Here is a 16,601-nt window from a genome sequence, read left to right on the forward strand (position 1 = left end):
TCAATTATTCCAAATACGAATAGATACTAGTCATTGTAGCTTAGTTTCAGTCGTTTTTGTTTGGTTCTATTATCCCTATCAAGCCGTAAGACAACGCAATACCAAAGAATTACTAAGATTAGATAGCCACTGGAGGCACTCATGGATATGCAACAAAAACTACAACTACTGATCGATAAACAAGACATTACAGAAGTGATTTTTCGTCATGCTCGTTCTTTAGATCGTATGGACGCAGAGTTGATGAAATCTACTTACTGGGAAGATGCTATTGAAGATCACCAAGATCCGATCTTTCCAGATTTGTTCTTCTATAATGATAACGCACACGCATTTGTTGAACCCGCAATGAAAGGGTTCGAAGCCATCAAAATTACGCAGCATCGTATCAGCAACGTTCTCATCAAAGTCGATGGTGATACAGCAACCGCAGAGAGTTATGTGTGGGCATATCATGTCCATGAAGAAGATGGCGTAGACAAAGAGGGTATTTTAGGTGGTCGTCACCTGTACCGTTTTGAGCGTCGAGACGGCGTTTGGAAAATGATTCATCGCTTTACCGCTTTCGATTGGAACCAAAACCAAGATGCGAGCGCAGTTTGGTCTCCTGATTTTGAAGATAAATATGTAGGCAAACGCAATAAATCTGATGAAAGTTACGAATACCTTTCGTAATCACTCCGGTCTGATGAAAAAGGCATGCGATGTTACCACTCAATTCATGCCTTATGTTTCATGCATCATGGCTCTGGTTATTTACATCATTAAGGATTCTAAAATGACAATGAACAAATTCAACGCAGGTGATTTATTTCCGTCTATTTCTTTGCCAACCTTTGATGGCAATACTATTGAGGTGGGTCAGCCATCTGAGCCAGCTACTTGGCGATTAGTGGTGGTGTATCGAGGCAAACATTGCCCACTATGCACACGCTACTTGAACGAGTTAGAAGGGCTTAAAGCGAAGTTCTTAGAAATTGGTGTTGATATTGTGGCGGTATCAGCGGACAGCAAAGAGCAGGTTGCGAAACATATGGAGCAGATCTCGGTGAGCTTTCCTATTGCTTACGGATTGAGTGTTGAACAGATGCAAACCCTTGGCCTGTATATCTCAGAGCCGCGTTCAGAAAAAGAAACGGACCATTTGTTTGCTGAGCCGGGTTTGTTTGTGGTTAATGATCAAGGTCGAGTTCAAATTATTGATATCTCGAACGGTCCATTTGTTCGTCCAGAATTAAATGTGCTGCTTTCCGGTATTGCATTCATTCGAAACCCTGAGAACAACTACCCAATCCGAGGCACTTATCAACCATCGAAGTAGTGTTTCATGTCGAATGGTCTGGCATAAAATTGGATGGTTCATAAAAAAGATTGTGGTAAAGTCCGCGCCTGCGATTTTACCGCGTCTTATCCTCAGCTTCTTGCTATAGCTTGGGGATTTTTGCTTTCACTGCCACCACATAAAGGGCCATGCTAATGCCATTTTCTACTCTTTCACTGAGTTCAGAGCTGATTCACGCACTGCCAAAAGACTTCAAGAAACCAACGGATATTCAAGCTTTGGCCATTCCTGAGTTACTCAGTGGCAATGATGTATTGGCATTAGCGAACACAGGCAGCGGCAAAACCCTTGCTTATGGTTTGCCTTTGTTAGAAAAACTAAGTGTAAACCCAGAGCAAAAAGCGCTAATTCTAGTACCAACGCGCGAGCTGGCGACACAAGTGAGCGAGGCGATTAATCAAGTTGGTCAATCTCTTGGTCTTAACGCGGTGTGTTTGTGTGGTGGTGTTGATAAAGAGCAGCAACTACAAGCACTTGTGGAAAATCCTCATATACTTGTTGCGACAACTGGTCGCTTGGTTGATTTAGCGAACAATGGTTTGGAGCTGAGCAATATCCATTACCTTGTGTTGGATGAAGCGGATCGATTGTTGGATATGGGCTTTTGGCCAGACGTACAAAACATTGCGGCGCAAACTTCAAGTCAGCGTCAAACCGCGATGTTCTCAGCAACGTTTTCAGATGAGTTGAAGAGTAAAGCCCAGTTGCTTATGCACGCACCAAAGCAAGTCGCAGCGCATCAAGAAAACAGCACCAACCAAGACATTGCTGAAACACTGTATTTAGTCAACAAAGGCAGCAAAACGAAAGCGTTGATTGAATTGATTCAGAAGCATGAATGGTCCCAAGCGTTGGTATTTATTGGCGCGAAAGAGAACGCAGATGGTTTGGCGAAGAAACTGAATAAAGCGGGTATAGCAACCAATGCGCTGCACGGTAATAAGAGCCAAGCAGAGCGAGAAGAAGCGCTGGCGCAGTTTAAGTCCGGGCAAACACAGGTGTTAATTGCCACCGATCTATTGGCGCGCGGTATTCACATTGAGCAATTGCCAGTCGTGGTCAATTTTGAGTTGCCAATGCACTCAGAGACTTACGTTCACCGTGTCGGTCGTACAGCCCGTGCAGGCGAACAAGGTATCGCAATGTCACTGGTCTGCCATGGCGAAGCCGAAGCTCTTCAGGCGATCCGTAACCTGACGCAACGTGAATTGCCAACGCAAGACCTTGAAGGTTTCCCAGTAACGGATAAGCCATCAACTGGCGAGAGCAAACGCGCGCCACGTGACAAGAAAGCCAACCGTCGCACGCAAGGCAAAAATAGCATTAAACAGTTTAAAAGTAAGCCAAAACGCAAAGTTTAAAACTTTTCATACTGATGCAACTGCGGCTGGAACCATACGTTGGTTCTAGCCACAGCCACGTTATAGCTGACAAGTCTCGCCATCGCCATATTACTACCATGTTGACCAGGTGTTTTGCTAATCTTGATGCCGTTGAATGGCGTTTCGCTACCCAGCATCTCAACCTTATAGAAACCTGCCTGGCGAATTTGCGCCGCTTCATCTTTATTTTGAGCAAAAATTTGCATCGAATCGTCGAGCGTAGTGTTTTGGAACACCTAGAACGAGAATAACATCAGCGTTCAGTTCACTTTCCGCTTGCTCCATCAGTTGAGTGGCATAACCTTTACCTTGGTTCTCTGGTAAGACAGCTAATGGCGCTAGAACAAAGCACTTTAGGTGAGGGGCTTTGTCAATGGTGATTGGCGTATAGCAGGCATGTGCGACACCTTGATACACGATGGAATAGCGCTTTCCTTTTTATCAGGCAGCATAATGTCCATTTTTGTATTTATGAGAAAGATGGAATTTATAGCGAATGATAGATCTTATGAATTGCGATGCTATTAACAAAAAACACACCTATTGTCGGGTGAAAATTAACCAGTGCAAGGTTATGATTTATTTGAATTTTATGCGTGATTATATTTGCCAAACTTATTGTGAAATAAGGACGGAAAACCACGGGTCTTGATGGTTAGAGATAGCCGGGTTGCAATAATTTCAATGGATACGTCGAAACAATACCGACGTGAGCTTTATCACTTGGAGTGTGAACCATGCTAAATAGGCTATTAGCAGTTATAACCATGTCATTCTTTCTGTCGGCTTGTGGAGGTGGAGGATCGGATGATAAATCTCCCCCAATTACTCCTCCTGAACCCACTGAAGATACTACCCCTCCTACTATCACTTTACTCGGCGATACCGTTATTTATGTCGGGCTTGGCGATGATTATAGTGAACTCGGTGCAACCGCCGTTGATGACATTGACGGACAGTTAGATGTATTGATTTCAGGTACTGTTGATACTAGTCAATTAGGCCGTTACCAAGTCACTTATTACGCAGAAGATAAGAGCGCCAATGGCACAACGGTAACCCGTACTGTCGAAGTAGTTGATAACGTTGCACCGACGATTACTTTGCTCGGTGATGCCATCATGTATATCGAGTTTGGCAATGCTTACATGGAACCTGGCGCTAGCGCGTTGGATGATATGGGAGATGACGTGGTGGTTTCGATTTCAGGCTCGGTCGATACCAACAAGCTAGGCAGTTATCAAATTACCTATTATGCAGAAGATAGCTCTGGTAATAGCACAACAGTAACCCGAACGGTCAATATTGTAGATCGTGTGGCACCTGTTATTGCTTTGCAAGGTGACAATCCTTTGTATGTTGCTTTAGGTGCTGATTATGCTGAGCCAGGCGTTATCGCAACAGATAACGTCGATGAGCTAGTGAGTGTAACGGTTACTGGTGATGTTGTTACTCAAAAAATGGGGACTTACACCCTAACATACAAAGCCATTGATACTTCCGGAAATGAGTCAACGACAACCCGTGATGTCATCGTTAGAGACGGGGATGCCCCCGTGATTACTATTGTTGGCGGTAGCAGTATCACTATCTATAAAGATGATCTTTACGTCGACCAAGGGGCTTCAGCGGTAGATAATGTGGATGGTGATTTAACTAGCGAATTAGAGGCTTCAATTCTTGTTGATACCGCTACTGTTGGTACTTACACCGTGAAATATTATGTTTATGATGCGGCAGGAAATTACGCTGAAGCTTCTCGAGAAGTCATTGTTGCCGAAAAATCTTATGCCCTTTCTTTAAGAGACCGTGATTTAACGCTATACGAAAATGAGTACACGCATCGTTTCTGGTTTGATTTTGATACAGAGCAGAATACTTCTCGACAGCTGATGTTTCGAGTGTCGGATCAATCTACGGCAGAAAACCGATTTGATTTTGAGCTAAATAATACGCGTAATGAACCGAATGCGCAGAGCGGTTATATCGAACTGTCGATCTTTGATGATGCGCAGTATGAAGGGCAAGAGCAGATTATAATTGAAGTCCTCAATGAGGATTTCGAAGTGGTAAAACAGCTAGACATTATATTAGATGATACGACGACTCAGCCTATTGAACATGCAGCTCTTGCTGCTGGATTCCGCTTCCCTAGCACCGCCGTTATTGATGACACTATGTACGTTACCGATGGCCGAAGAGTTTTAAAGTATGATCTAGCCATAGAACAAAGTGTGGGGTATGCATCAAACCAAGATGGTACGTATGTTAGCTTTGGTGACGGTGTTGTTTACAATGGCGAGGTGTACTTTTTTTCTGAGGGTTTATTGTTTCAACTCGATAAAGAATCTTTATCTTTGAATGCAATTTCCTCTTCTCCGTCATTTGTTGAGTGGACTTCTGAATTGCAGGTTGTCGGTAATAAACTGTATGTGATTGGAGGATACAATAATGGAAAACCTGTTAATTCCAACTACAGTTACGATTTTGAGTCAGGTCTTTGGGCGACACAAGCACCGTCATTGACTGTACGTTATGGTTCGGCGACAGCTGTAGTTGGGAATAATATCTACGTGTTCGGTGGGAACTACAGTGGCGATGAATACTCTGGCTACAGTACGCTTCATGATTCTTGGCTAATGCATGGTACAAATTATGATTTAGGGATTGAGGAAAATACGGCTGTAGCGTCAGGTAATCACGTCTATATTTCCGAATCTCGTCGTGATAGTTATCAGATGGTGATGCGCTACAATGTTGAGACGATGACTTGGGCGTCGCGTTCATTCGGCATCAAAAGCCATAGAAATCTAGATTCGTTTATGTACAAAGGTCGAATCTACCTTGTTGGTGGCGATGATGGTATCGGTTTCGATGGAACAGATCAGGTTGGTTCGATTTATTGGGGTGATGACTAAGCCGTTTAATATTCCAGCATAATTTTAAAGTCAGCGACGCATATGAAGTGACCCCGTAAAGTTGGACATTTCTGTTAAGCGGCTTTCAAGGCCTGAGTTCGATACTCTATTGGAGTCAGGCCTTTTAGTTTCACTTTTATACGTAGTACTCGATGCATTCTTTAATTTGCTCTATCAGAGCATCTGCGTCTTCAAAGCTCTGGTTGTGATACATCTCTGTTTTGAGTAAAGCAAAAAATTATCTGCAACAGCATTATCCAAGCAGTTACCCACTTTTCATCTGAGTGGGACGCACTAAAATCTCTTTCAAGTATGTTGGGAGTCGTTCTTCCAGACTCACCTCGATAGGAACGATATTCTTTAATCCTGACCATTGATTTAAGGTTTATCTGACCCATAAGCCTTTGAAGCGTCTTGTGATTCAGCATGAAGCCTCGCTTCTTTAGTTCCAAGTGAATACGGCGGTAGCCGTATCGCCCCTTATGCTCATGATATATGGACTTTATCAACCGCAGTTCAATTTCGTAACTATCAGTACGCTTGCTCGCTTGAGCCTGACAATAAAAGACACTTTTCGCCAGTTGCAGAGTTTGCAGCAGGTGCTTCAGTGGGGACTTACCTTTAAGAGTTAGAGCTATACCCGCTTTTAGTTTTTCTTGAGCAGAAACAGCATGTTTAGTCGGTAAAAATGAAGCTGTACCATGGATAGTAAAAACTTGGACTCAAAATACTGAATCTGTCTCGAAGAAACTGAGTATTACTTTTCTAAATAGCTAGATGACGTGCCATTTAAACATTGTTTAGTAATGACACATTTTAGCTCGCGGTTATATTTGGACATAAAAAGCCCCCCAATAATTTGGTGTCCAACTATTGGGGGTCAGTGCACTTTAGAAAATAGAGGTGGCTTTTCAATATAGTTCTATCGAGACGATTGCTCTAGTCTGTGATTACGATTGATAAACTTCATCACTTTGCCTTGTTTCCACATCATCACACCAGTAATGGCAACAAGTGGAACAAGAACAAAGAGCACTAATGTCATGAATGCTTCGTTGGTCTTCAAAGGTGAGTAAAGTGCCGCCCCTACTAATAATGCACAAAGAATATGTACCCATCTTAAAATTTGTCTCATTAATTGTCCGTTCATTGCCTTTCTCCTATGTATTGATTGCTTTAAAGATTATCGACAACAGAGGGTGTTATCCGGACTTTGAGATAAAGTGTCTTATCGCGTTATGGATGGTCGTATAGGCAGATAAATGGGGTGTTGATATTGCAGTCAGTAGAGTGCTGAATTTGACATGATTAAAGCCAGCGATGCATATCGTTGGCTTTTTTAATGTCAGGATATTTTACATATTTCGAAACTTATTAGTTTAACTTATTGATTTTATAAGATGGAACGTATTTTGCTTATGTGTTGCAAGCGCTACGGTTGACCATGCCTGTAGACATATAAAAAGGAGAAAAAAATGAGAAGCAATAAATTTTTGATGCTTGCGACAATAGGGATATTCACTTCATTTAGTGCGAACGCTACGTTTATCGGAGATTCCTCTGGCGGACTTTGGGATTACGATACGGGCACAAACTCAAGCACCTTTATTGGTAACAGCGAAACAATGTTTGATATTGCTCTTGATCCAATATCTAGTGCTTTATATGGCGTTTCGGGTAACGGTAATCTCTACGAAATTAATCAGACGGATGCTTCGACAACATTAGTTGGAGACACTAATCGTTTCATTAATGGTCTGACGTTTGGTAGTGATGGCACGTTGTACGGGAGTGGTGGCGGCAACTTATTTAGTATAAATACCTCGAATGCCGCGACGAGTGTGATTGGTTCGGGGAGTTATTCTTCATCTGGGGATATTGCATTTGATGATATGGGGAATTTGTTCTTGTCATCAACGACGGGGCCAAACAACAGCTTGTGGTTAATTGATGAAATGACAGGGAGTGGGACTGAGATCGGCGATATTGGTTTTGATGATGTTTATGGTCTCAATTATACCGATGGCACGCTTTATGGCTTCACAGAAGGGGCAGAAACAATCTCTATCGATACGAACACTGGGGTCGGTACATTTGTATCAAACAATCAAATTAGAGCCTTTGGTGCCGATGGGGCTGGTGGTGTTGATATTCCCGAGCCATCGTCGTTAGCTTTACTCGGACTGGGTGTGTTAGGTCTTGGTGCATGGCGACGTAAGCGTCAGTAGAAAAACGTAATGGTTAACTCTATTTCTTCGTTAAGCTGAACAATTAAGTTGGACAACGTATTCCAGTCGTCAAGTTAGAGGTTATTTGCCGTTTAGCATTCACAATTTGCGTAAAGTGATTACAATACGCCGGTTTTTATTTTCCGGCGTATGCACACTTGAAACTCAGTAAACGACTACAGCAAATTGTACAATTGGTAGAATCGCACTATACCCACATTTGGGATTGCTGCTGCGATCATGGGCTGCTCGGTACCGCATTACTTGAGGGACAAGTCGCGCCCAATATTCACTTTGTCGATATTGTGGAACCATTGGTTGTCGCGGTTGAGAGCAAACTGCAGCAGTTTTATTCGGAATCCCTATCGGCCTGGCATGTCCACTGTCTGGATGTCGCTCAACTACCGCTTGATAAACATGCAGGGAAACACTTAGTGATCATTGCCGGAGTCGGTGGTGATTTGATCGCTGAGTTTGTGCAATCCATTCACGATCAGTTCCCGCAATTAGATATCGACTTCATACTGTGTCCGGTTCACCATCAATTTAAGCTGCGTCAGGTCTTGAATCAGCGTAATTTTGGTTTGAAAGACGAAATATTGGTGAAAGAGAACCATCGCTTTTATGAGGTGATTTTCGTTTCCTCTCAACCTAACCTCAATGCAAAAGTCAGTTTAGTTGGGGAGAAATTATGGCAAGCGGACTCCCCTGAGCAGGCGTTTGTCATTAAAGATTACCTAGATAAAACGCTTAATCATTACAAGCGAATCCAGCAAGGCAATAAAAAAGATGTCACTCAGATTGTCGAGTGCTATCAATCCGTCGCATTGTGAATGTTAGCCCACTCGTGTTTGGTGAGTGGGCAAATACTGCATTATTCTTCTCTTTAGCTCTTTAGCTCTTTAGCTCTTTAGCTCTTTAGCTTTTTAGCTCTTTAGCCTCTTCATCTCGTTTATTTGTCGCTCTGCTTTTTTGTTGTTTTTAATATTTACGCACTCGTTGTCTTCCAAGTGTGGAATGATTTTTCTGTCTGTTTCAGTGCAATCTGAAAAAATGCACCATAATTGGAATGAACAGTGTCTTTTGTTAGGACACTTTCCTTTAACTTAGCTTCACGATAGAGCAGTGGTAAGTGACATGAGTAGGATCGGCGGGTTAAACGGCCTAGCCTGAAAGTAGGAATACCTCAATGTCTCCGGGAGCCTCAAGGCGTCGGACCTTTAGTAAGGAGAAAGCATGAGAGGCGTTGCTTTGCATTTTTCACTGGAAGAGTTCCAGGAGCGATTAACAAAAGTTCGATTATCAATGGAAGAGCGAGAGTTGGACGTCCTGATCATTCATGATCCGTCCAATATGGCATGGCTAACAGGGTATGATGGTTGGTCATTTTATGTTCCTCAATGTGTCGTGGTAGGTACAGAGGGGGAACCCGTTTGGTTTGGGCGATGCCAAGATGCGAATGGCGCTTATCGAACGGCCTACATGTCAGCAGATAACATTACTTATTACCCCGATCACTATGTAATGAACCCACCATTGCATCCGATGGATTTTCTCGTTGAAAGAGTATTAGAACCAAGGTTATGGGACCGTGGGCGAATTGGCGTAGAGAAAGACAACTATTACTTTAGTGCGACCGCCTATGAATCATTGATGACGCACTTACCGAAAGCGCAACTATTGGATGCAACGGGTTTGGTCAATTGGTGTCGTGCGGTTAAATCGGAACAAGAACTTGCTTATATGTATCGCGCTGCACGAATTGTAGAAAACATGCACCGAGTCGCGTTTGATATGATTGAACCGGGCTTGCCTAAGCATCATCTCGTTGCAGAGATAAACCGTCAGGCGGTACTTGGGCATGAGGAGCATTTTGGCGACTACACCGCGATTGTTCCACTTTTACCCTCTGGATCAGATGCCTCAGCGCCTCATCTAACATGGGACGATAGACCGTTTCAAAAAGGCGAGGGCACATTTTTTGAGATCGCAGGAGCGCATCGTCGTTATCACTGCCCGCTGTCACGAACGATTTTTCTTGGTGAACCTGACGACAAGTTTAAACGCGCAGATGAAGCGCTCACTCGTGGTATTGAAGCAGGTTTAGACATGGCTCGACCAGGTAATACTTGTGCGGATATTGCCAATGCGTTGAATCAAGTATTAGACCACGCAGGGTTTTCTCGTGAGGGGGCTCGCTGTGGTTATCCCATTGGCTTGAGTTATCCCCCGGATTGGGGAGAGCGAACCATGAGTCTAAGGGAAAGTGATAAAACACGTCTTGAAGAGGGCATGACTTTCCACTTTATGCCCGGACTCTGGTTTGAGGATTGGGGATTAGAAACCACTGAAAGTATCGTCATTACGAGTAATGGCGCAAAAACCTTGTGTGATTTTCCACGTCACCTATTTGTAAAACATTGAATTAGAGCGTCGGACGTTTTTTAAAGATAGAAAAAGAAAGAATAACTGAGGGAGGGAAGCCATGCGTCTGGATCGCTATGACGTGAAAATATTACAGATCTTACATAAGAATGGTCGTATTACTAAATCCCACCTTGCTCAGGCGATAAACCTATCGGTAAGCCCTTGTTGGGAGCGCGTTAAAAAGCTGGAAGAAGCGGGAATCATTGAGGGATATGGAGCAAAAGTAAATACAGACATCCTCTTCAAGCGCACATCTGTTTTGGTGGAGATGACACTCAAAGAACACAGTGCTCAGTCATTTCGCCGCTTTGAGAAAATGATCCACCACACCTCAGAAGTAACGGACTGTTATGCGACTGGTGGTGGCATCGATTACATCTTAAAAGTTCAGACTGAAGATATTGACCAATACCAACGATTAATGGAGGCTTGGTTAGATTCTGATCTTGGCATTGAACGTTACTTTACTTACATCGTGACGAAAACCATCAAAAGCCATGCTACCTCTTTAGACATCAATCAAAACTCGATCATTTTTAATGGTTAGCTTCGCGTAAGGGTGTGCAGAAAAAAATACATGTTTAACTCTTCCAAACAGAAAGTTTTGCCCTCCTTTTCAGCATCATCAGAAATATTTGAAAACTCTCCTCCTCTACAGTGTATCTATGTGTCGGATTTTTATGACGTTGAGTCGTCGTTCATATGGGTATAGATACACATAATGATTGACACGTCTGAGTATTTAAAAAGATCGAACGCTCTCACATCCGCGTGAATACTTAAGGGGAAAATCATGAATGATAAAACACAACGCTTATTAGGTATCGATCGTCAACGCGTATTTCACGCCTCTACGCATCTCAAACAGTATGCTCATGGTGAACTGCCAGGCAGAGTCATAACTGGTGGTCATGGCATCCGTATCATGGATTCAAAGGGCATTGAATTGATTGACGGATTTGCGGGGCTGTATTGCGTCAATATTGGCTATGGGCGCACAGAAATGGCGGATGCAATTTATGAGCAGGCAAAACAACTCGCTTATTATCACACTTACGTTGGGCATACGAATGAAGCGCTGGTGACGCTCTCTGATCGCATTATAAGAATGGCGCCAGAGGGAATGAGCAAAGTGTATTACGGGATGTCAGGCAGTGATGCCAATGAAACTCAGTTAAAACTTGTTTGGTATTACAACAATGTCCGCGGTTTACCAGACAAAAAGAAAATCATCTCGCGCGAGCGTGGCTACCATGGCTCAAGTATTGCTTCCGGATCGTTAACGGGCTTGCCGCTGTTTCATGCTCACTTTGATCTTCCACTCGAACGTATTAAACACACTATCGCGCCTTACTACTATCGTCGTGAGGACAGCAGCTTATCTGAGCAGGCATTTACCCAATATTGCGCCGAACAACTTGAAGCCATGATTCTAGCTGAGGGACCAGATACAGTTGCAGCCATGATCGCCGAACCTGTGTTGGGGACCGGAGGGATCGTCCCGCCCCCTCAAGGCTATTGGTCAGCCATTCGCAAAGTGTTGGATAAATACGATGTGTTATTGATTGCCGATGAAGTGGTGTGTGGGTTTGGTCGCCTTGGTACTGCGTTTGGCTCGATACTTTATGACATGAAACCCGATTTAATTACAATAGCAAAAGGGATGACATCTGCGTACCAACCCCTTTCTGGCGTGATCGTCGGAGAGAGAGTATGGAATGTGCTTGAAGACGGTACGGATGATTGGGGAGCATTTGGGCATGGATATACCTACTCTGGTCACCCTTTAGGTGCAGCGGCGGCAAACTGTAATCTAGACATCATTGAGCGTGAGGGGTTGGTTCAGAATGCCGCTGAGGTTGGTGGGTATTTACAACAGCGTATGGCAGAAACTTTTTCTGACCATCCTTTGGTTGGTGATACGCGCGGTATAGGTATGCTGCATGCGTTGGAGTTTTCATCAGATAAAGAACGACGAACTCATTTTGATCCCAATTTGAAAGTGGGGCCACAGATCGCCGCTGCATGTTTAGAGCAAGGCTTAATTGCACGAGCGATGCCACATGGGGATATTCTTGGTTTTGCACCGCCACTTATTGCTAAGCGCAGTGATATTGATTTGATGGTGGATAAAGCCCATCAAGCGATCAATAACGTCATGGATAAGTTAGTGACTTCTCATCAATGGCAATCCAAGTAAATGGCAGTCAAAGTGAATGGCAACCCAAGTCAATCTCGACACAAAGTGGTGTTACGTTAATGCATTGTTAGGAGTCTCAATTGTGAGACTTCGCAAAAAATGTTTTTAAGACGGACATTTTGAGTAAATAGTGTACATAATTCTTTATTATTGATTTATAAACGAAATCAAACGTGCCGAATTTGAACGGTATTTAAACAAGTAAAAAAAAACTTAAAAAAAAGTAAGAAAGTCCTGTACAAAAAAACGGCTTCTGGTAGTATGCGGCCCAGTTGTTCAAAGAGTTATTAAATGCAGCACCAAGTACAAGTTAAGCTTCCACTACGAAAATTAGTTTTTTGTAGCTAGACGTTTCCCTTTTATTTTCGCGTATCATGACATAATTCAATACATTAACACTGTTGTTAATGATGAACTTTTACTCAAAAAATAAACACATAAGGGGCATAACATGTCTAACAAAAATACTGGTATCGTAAAATGGTTCAACGAAGAGAAAGGCTTCGGTTTCATCACTCAAGATAACGGCGGCGCGGACGTATTCGTACACTTCCGTTCAATCGTTTCTGAAGGTTTCAAAACACTGAAAGAAGGCCAAAAAGTGTCTTTCGAAGTTGAACAAGGTCAAAAAGGCCCACAAGCTAGCAACGTTACAACTCTTTAATTAGAAGTAACAGCGTAAGCTAAAGATTATATGAAAGGCCGCTCTAAGAGCGGCCTTTTTTGTGCTTGTCATTCACACCTCCCTCTCTTCGCCTTTTTGCCTCTTTGCTTTTTCGCTTAGCCTTTTACCTCCAACATACTTTTTATCACGCAACCTCAACTCAGGTTAAGTAAGTCACCATTCGCTATCAACATGTATGTCGTGTGGGCTTTTTTCGTTCGATCTTGAGAAAGTAGATTCCCAGTCTCACCTAGGTTCGCGGGAATGACTCGGGGGAGAGTAAAACTCGCATACCGTCCTTCTGAAGGAGCCTAGGCGAGTATTCAGAATCTATTTGAAGCGTGTTGTGATGCTGGTGGTGTGAATTTAATTAGTCGCGCTCTCAGAACGAGTTTCTTTCATCCTCTTTCGCCCAAAAACAAAAAAGCCAGCAGGGGGCACCTGCTGGCAAAGTCTTTGGGCTTCCAATCATTGTTATCATTTTTAGCCACCTAGCATCATCAGGGCACTGTGTGCTGGTGGATAAGAAGTTGGAGATTAACCTTGCTTACGGATTAGGTAGTCAAATGCGCCTAAGCTTGCTTTTGCACCTTCACCCATCGCAATGATGATCTGTTTGTAAGGAACGGTGGTCGCGTCACCCGCTGCGAACACACCTTCTAGACTGGTTTCGCCACGGCTACCGACTTCAATTTCGCCGCGCTCAGAGAGTACTACTTCTGAATCTTTTAGCCATTCTGTGTTTGGTACTAGACCGATTTGAACAAAGATACCTGACAGTTCAATCTCTTTGATTTCATCTGTGTTGCGGTCTTTGTACTTCAAGCTTGTTACGCGAGTACCGTCACCCACAACCTCAGTAGTTTGCGCCATCGTGATGATGTCGATATTTGGTAGTGAGTTCGCTTTGTCGATAAGCACTTGGTCTGCGCGAAGTACGTCTGCGAATTCAAGAACGGTTACGTGTTCTACGATACCTGCGAGGTCGATAGCGGCTTCGATGCCTGAGTTACCACCACCGATAACCGCAGTTTTCTTGCCTTTGAACAGTGGACCGTCACAGTGTGGGCAGTACGCGACACCTTTGTTGCGGTACTCTTGCTCGCCAGGGACGTTCATTTCACGCCAGCGTGCACCAGGGCTTAGGATGACACTCTTACTCTTCAGCGTTGCGCCGCTTTCAAGTTGAATGTGAATCAAACCATCTTCTGTGTGTGCTGCGCCCATTAGCTTCTCAGCTTGTTGCTCAGTTACTACGTCAACGTCGTATTCTTTTAGATGTTCTGCTAGGTCAGTTGCCAGTTTTGGACCTTCAGTACGTTTTACCGAAATGAAGTTCTCAATTGCCATGGTGTCCATAACCTGACCGCCAAAGCGTTTAGCGACAACACCAGTACGAATACCTTTACGAGCGGCGTATAGAGCAGCTGCGCTACCACCAGGACCACCGCCGACTACAAGTACGTCGTATGGTTTTTTTTCACTCAGTGCTTTGGCTGCTTTCTCGCTTGCGCCATCATCCACTTTGTTTAGGATTTCAGTCAGTGACATACGGCCTTGACCGAATAGCTCACCGTTCACGAACACGCTTGGTACGGCCATGATGTCGCGTTGCTTCACTTCATCTTGGAACAAACCACCGTCGATCATGGTTGCTTTCACTTTCGGGTTGATCGCTGCCATCATGTTGAACGCTTGAACCACGTCTGGACAGTTTTGGCACGACAGTGAAATGAAGATTTCTACGTCTAGATCTTTGTCTAGCGCTGCGATTTGCTCAATCACTTCTGGTTCTAGTTTGATTGGGTGACCGCCAGAGTGAAGCAGCGCCAATACTAGAGAGGTAAATTCGTGACCCATTGGCAAGCCTGCAAAGCGTAGTGCTGTGCCTTTTGCTGGGTTAGTTACCGCCATCACGGGTTTACGTGCGCTTGCGTTGTCGTCACGTTCAACGGTGATTAGGTCGCTCATCTCTGCGATTTGGTTCGCTAGAGACAAAATGTCATTCGATGCTTTGCTTTCATCTAGACTAACCACTAAACGAACTTCTTCTTTTACATTAGCCAGATATTGCTTGAGTTGTTGTTGGATTGCTTGGTCTAACATAGTTGTTACTACCTTAATTAAAACTAAAAAGTGGTTACTGTAGATAAAACCTGAGGGGGAGAGAGCAAATCAGGCAGAAGGTCGTCAAGGTATCTAACCTGAAGTGCTCTCTAATTCAGTTCTAATCAGAAAAAGGAAATCGGAACTGATTAGAACTTAAATGTCAGTGGCTTAGATTTTGCCAACTAGGTCTAGTGATGGAGCTAGTGTCTCTTCACCTTCTTTCCATTTAGCTGGGCAAACTTCGCCTGGGTGCGCTGCTACGTACTGAGCTGCTTTCACTTTGCGTAGTAGGTCTTCTGCGTCACGACCGATACCTTCAGCAGTGATTTCCATCGCTTGGATAGTACCTTGTGGGTCGATTAGGAACGTTGCACGGTCTGCAAGACCTTCGCCTTCACGCATTACACCGAAGTTGTTTGTGATGTTGCCAGCTTGGTCGCCAAGCATGTAGTACTGAATCTTACCGATTGTGTCTGAGCTGTCGTGCCATGCTTTGTGAGTGAAGTGTGTGTCAGTCGATACTGAGTAAACTTCTACGCCACGTTTTTGTAGTTCTTCGTAGTGGTCTGCTAGGTCGCCCAGTTCAGTTGGACATACAAACGTAAAGTCTGCTGGGTAGAAGAAGAATACTGCCCATTTACCTAGAACGTCTTGCTCTGTAACTTCTACGAATTCGCCGTTTTTGTACGCTGTAGCTGCAAATGGTTTGATTTGAGTATTAATCATAATTTACTTTCCTTTGAATGTTTTAAGCTGAGCTGTTGTTGCTTTCGGAAAGTATATTCTCATCGGAGTGTGTTTAAGGAAAATCGCTTGTAACTATCCTATTGATAGTTACTTCCTATTTCACTTGATAGGTAATTTCGATGTATGGAGAGCCTTTTGAACGGTTTGTCATGTTCTAACACCCAGGTTCAAGATGTTTCGGCGTAGAATGACAAAGGCCGCGATCACCTTAGACGACGGTGATAGCGGCCTTTACTTTACTTGAGGAGAGTTAACTTAGTTGCCTTGGTTTTGGCTCTGAAGCTTTTCTTTTGCTTCTTCAACTTTTGAGAAATCCAATCCCAACTCTTCCACTGCTTCTTTGATGAGTGCAGGGTTTTGCATCACTTGCGCCATCAGCATTTGTAGCTTGTCTTGAGGCAATCCCAGTTGGCTGATCGTTGCCATTGCGGCAAAAGGGTTCTGTGTCAGAGTTTGAAAAATCTCGTGGATCTTCTCATCGCTGATATTGTTCTCTTTCAGCATCGCTAGAATTGGGTTCATTACATTTCCTTTTTTGTCTCTGGGTAATAGGCCAAGTTTATCACTAGCTATTCAAGCAAACG

17 protein-coding genes, 1 pseudogene and 1 riboswitch are annotated in these 16,601 nt (G+C 43.7%); of the genes and pseudogenes, 10 read left to right on the plus strand and 8 right to left on the minus strand.

The annotated features are described in order from the left end of the window. The first annotated feature begins 141 nt into the window (after positions 1–141). The 3 genes from KHN78_RS19760 to KHN78_RS19770 all read left to right on the plus strand — a co-directional run bounded on the left by KHN78_RS19760 (position 142) and on the right by KHN78_RS19770 (position 2,703). A complete protein-coding gene (locus tag KHN78_RS19760; protein WP_211918357.1) occupies positions 142–675 on the plus strand; it encodes a nuclear transport factor 2 family protein in 534 nt (177 codons plus the stop codon). Positions 676–778: 103 nt separating this feature from the next. Continuing rightward, positions 779–1,321: a peroxiredoxin-like family protein gene (locus tag KHN78_RS19765; RefSeq protein WP_128813447.1), complete on the plus strand. Its 543-nt coding sequence runs from the start codon at positions 779–781 to the stop codon at positions 1,319–1,321. Between the two features lie 155 nt (positions 1,322–1,476). Continuing rightward, entirely contained in the window at positions 1,477–2,703 is a 1,227-nt protein-coding gene (locus KHN78_RS19770; protein ID WP_211918359.1) for a DEAD/DEAH box helicase, read from the plus strand. Here the strand turns inward: KHN78_RS19770 and KHN78_RS19775 are convergent. Continuing rightward, a complete protein-coding gene (locus KHN78_RS19775) occupies positions 2,700–2,930 on the minus strand; it encodes a hypothetical protein (RefSeq protein ID WP_211918361.1) in 231 nt (76 codons plus the stop codon). The genes KHN78_RS19770 and KHN78_RS19775 overlap by 4 nt on opposite strands. Further along, positions 2,929–3,150: pseudogene (locus KHN78_RS19780) on the minus strand (GNAT family N-acetyltransferase); the annotation flags it as partial. The pseudogene KHN78_RS19780 and the gene KHN78_RS19775, both read right to left, overlap by 2 nt. A 172-nt stretch (positions 3,151–3,322) precedes the next feature. After that, positions 3,323–3,402, plus strand: a riboswitch (cyclic di-GMP riboswitch). 89 nt (positions 3,403–3,491) lie between these two features. Between KHN78_RS19780 and KHN78_RS19785 the strand changes: the two are divergent. Next, complete coding sequence (locus tag KHN78_RS19785) at positions 3,492–5,642, plus strand: DUF5011 domain-containing protein (protein ID WP_211918364.1); 2,151 nt, start codon at positions 3,492–3,494, stop codon at positions 5,640–5,642. A 136-nt stretch (positions 5,643–5,778) separates the two neighbouring features. Here KHN78_RS19785 and KHN78_RS22180 read toward each other — a convergent pair whose 3' ends face one another. From KHN78_RS22180 to KHN78_RS19800, 3 genes are all read right to left on the minus strand, one after another. Continuing rightward, entirely contained in the window at positions 5,779–5,856 is a 78-nt protein-coding gene (locus KHN78_RS22180; RefSeq protein ID WP_211918963.1) for a hypothetical protein, read from the minus strand. Further along, on the minus strand, positions 5,834–6,151 hold the full coding sequence (locus tag KHN78_RS22185) for an IS3 family transposase (RefSeq protein ID WP_211918366.1): 318 nt from the start codon (positions 6,149–6,151) through the stop codon (positions 5,834–5,836). Before KHN78_RS22185 ends, KHN78_RS22180 begins: the two co-directional genes overlap by 23 nt. A 413-nt stretch (positions 6,152–6,564) precedes the next feature. Further along, on the minus strand, positions 6,565–6,792 hold the full coding sequence (locus tag KHN78_RS19800; protein WP_211918368.1) for a hypothetical protein: 228 nt from the start codon (positions 6,790–6,792) through the stop codon (positions 6,565–6,567). A 325-nt stretch (positions 6,793–7,117) separates the two neighbouring features. On the opposite strand from KHN78_RS19800, the gene KHN78_RS19805 reads away from it, so the two are divergent. The 6 genes from KHN78_RS19805 (at position 7,118) to KHN78_RS19830 (ending at position 13,161) form a co-directional block, all read left to right on the plus strand. Next, on the plus strand, positions 7,118–7,870 hold the full coding sequence (locus tag KHN78_RS19805; RefSeq protein ID WP_211918370.1) for a PEP-CTERM sorting domain-containing protein: 753 nt from the start codon (positions 7,118–7,120) through the stop codon (positions 7,868–7,870). Between the two features lie 158 nt (positions 7,871–8,028). Next, positions 8,029–8,703, plus strand: coding sequence for a tRNA (adenine(22)-N(1))-methyltransferase (locus KHN78_RS19810; protein ID WP_211918372.1), 675 nt, complete (start codon positions 8,029–8,031; stop codon positions 8,701–8,703). Positions 8,704–9,106: 403 nt separating this feature from the next. Then, positions 9,107–10,294, plus strand: coding sequence for an ectoine hydrolase DoeA (doeA, locus tag KHN78_RS19815; RefSeq protein ID WP_211918374.1), 1,188 nt, complete (start codon positions 9,107–9,109; stop codon positions 10,292–10,294). Positions 10,295–10,355: 61 nt separating this feature from the next. Then, positions 10,356–10,844: an Lrp/AsnC family transcriptional regulator gene (locus KHN78_RS19820; protein ID WP_211918376.1), complete on the plus strand. Its 489-nt coding sequence runs from the start codon at positions 10,356–10,358 to the stop codon at positions 10,842–10,844. Between the two features lie 246 nt (positions 10,845–11,090). Further along, positions 11,091–12,497, plus strand: a complete 1,407-nt coding sequence (locus KHN78_RS19825; protein WP_211918378.1) for an aspartate aminotransferase family protein — start codon at positions 11,091–11,093, stop codon at positions 12,495–12,497. A gap of 451 nt (positions 12,498–12,948) precedes the next feature. Further along, positions 12,949–13,161 carry a cold-shock protein gene (locus KHN78_RS19830; RefSeq protein WP_128813435.1) on the plus strand — a complete coding sequence of 71 codons (213 nt, stop codon included), beginning with the start codon at positions 12,949–12,951 and terminating at the stop codon, positions 13,159–13,161. A gap of 537 nt (positions 13,162–13,698) precedes the next feature. Here KHN78_RS19830 and ahpF read toward each other — a convergent pair. The 3 genes from ahpF to KHN78_RS19845 form a co-directional block, all read right to left on the minus strand. Further along, positions 13,699–15,267 (minus strand): alkyl hydroperoxide reductase subunit F, encoded by a 1,569-nt coding sequence (ahpF, locus tag KHN78_RS19835; RefSeq protein WP_211918380.1) that lies wholly within the window; start codon positions 15,265–15,267, stop codon positions 13,699–13,701. Between the two features lie 171 nt (positions 15,268–15,438). Further along, the gene (gene ahpC / locus KHN78_RS19840) at positions 15,439–15,996 is read right to left on the minus strand and encodes an alkyl hydroperoxide reductase subunit C (RefSeq protein ID WP_211918382.1); all 558 of its coding nucleotides are present in this window, start codon (positions 15,994–15,996) and stop codon (positions 15,439–15,441) included. 276 nt (positions 15,997–16,272) lie between these two features. Next, positions 16,273–16,539: a DUF2999 family protein gene (locus tag KHN78_RS19845; protein ID WP_211918384.1), complete on the minus strand. Its 267-nt coding sequence runs from the start codon at positions 16,537–16,539 to the stop codon at positions 16,273–16,275. Between the last annotated feature and the right edge of the window lie 62 nt (positions 16,540–16,601).

This window comes from Vibrio sp. B1REV9 (assembly GCF_905175395.2).
Classification (GTDB): Bacteria; Pseudomonadota; Gammaproteobacteria; order Enterobacterales; family Vibrionaceae; genus Vibrio; species Vibrio alfacsensis.

Bases quoted from the DNA above. Each gene is read 5' to 3' on its own strand.
- KHN78_RS19760 (WP_211918357.1), top strand. From the start codon at position 142: ATGGATATGCAACAAAAACTACAACTACTGATCGATAAACAAGACATT.
- KHN78_RS19765 (WP_128813447.1), top strand. From the start codon at position 779: ATGACAATGAACAAATTCAACGCAGGTGATTTATTTCCGTCTATTTCT.
- KHN78_RS19770 (WP_211918359.1), top strand. From the start codon at position 1,477: ATGCCATTTTCTACTCTTTCACTGAGTTCAGAGCTGATTCACGCACTG.
- KHN78_RS19775 (WP_211918361.1), bottom strand. From the start codon at position 2,930: ATGCAAATTTTTGCTCAAAATAAAGATGAAGCGGCGCAAATTCGCCAG.
- KHN78_RS19785 (WP_211918364.1), top strand. From the start codon at position 3,492: ATGTCATTCTTTCTGTCGGCTTGTGGAGGTGGAGGATCGGATGATAAA.
- KHN78_RS22180 (WP_211918963.1), bottom strand. From the start codon at position 5,856: ATGTATCACAACCAGAGCTTTGAAGACGCAGATGCTCTGATAGAGCAA.
- KHN78_RS19800 (WP_211918368.1), bottom strand. From the start codon at position 6,792: ATGAACGGACAATTAATGAGACAAATTTTAAGATGGGTACATATTCTT.
- KHN78_RS19805 (WP_211918370.1), top strand. From the start codon at position 7,118: ATGAGAAGCAATAAATTTTTGATGCTTGCGACAATAGGGATATTCACT.
- doeA (WP_211918374.1), top strand. From the start codon at position 9,107: ATGAGAGGCGTTGCTTTGCATTTTTCACTGGAAGAGTTCCAGGAGCGA.
- KHN78_RS19820 (WP_211918376.1), top strand. From the start codon at position 10,356: ATGCGTCTGGATCGCTATGACGTGAAAATATTACAGATCTTACATAAG.
- KHN78_RS19825 (WP_211918378.1), top strand. From the start codon at position 11,091: ATGAATGATAAAACACAACGCTTATTAGGTATCGATCGTCAACGCGTA.
- KHN78_RS19830 (WP_128813435.1), top strand. From the start codon at position 12,949: ATGTCTAACAAAAATACTGGTATCGTAAAATGGTTCAACGAAGAGAAA.
- ahpF (WP_211918380.1), bottom strand. From the start codon at position 15,267: ATGTTAGACCAAGCAATCCAACAACAACTCAAGCAATATCTGGCTAAT.
- ahpC (WP_211918382.1), bottom strand. From the start codon at position 15,996: ATGATTAATACTCAAATCAAACCATTTGCAGCTACAGCGTACAAAAAC.
- KHN78_RS19845 (WP_211918384.1), bottom strand. From the start codon at position 16,539: ATGAACCCAATTCTAGCGATGCTGAAAGAGAACAATATCAGCGATGAG.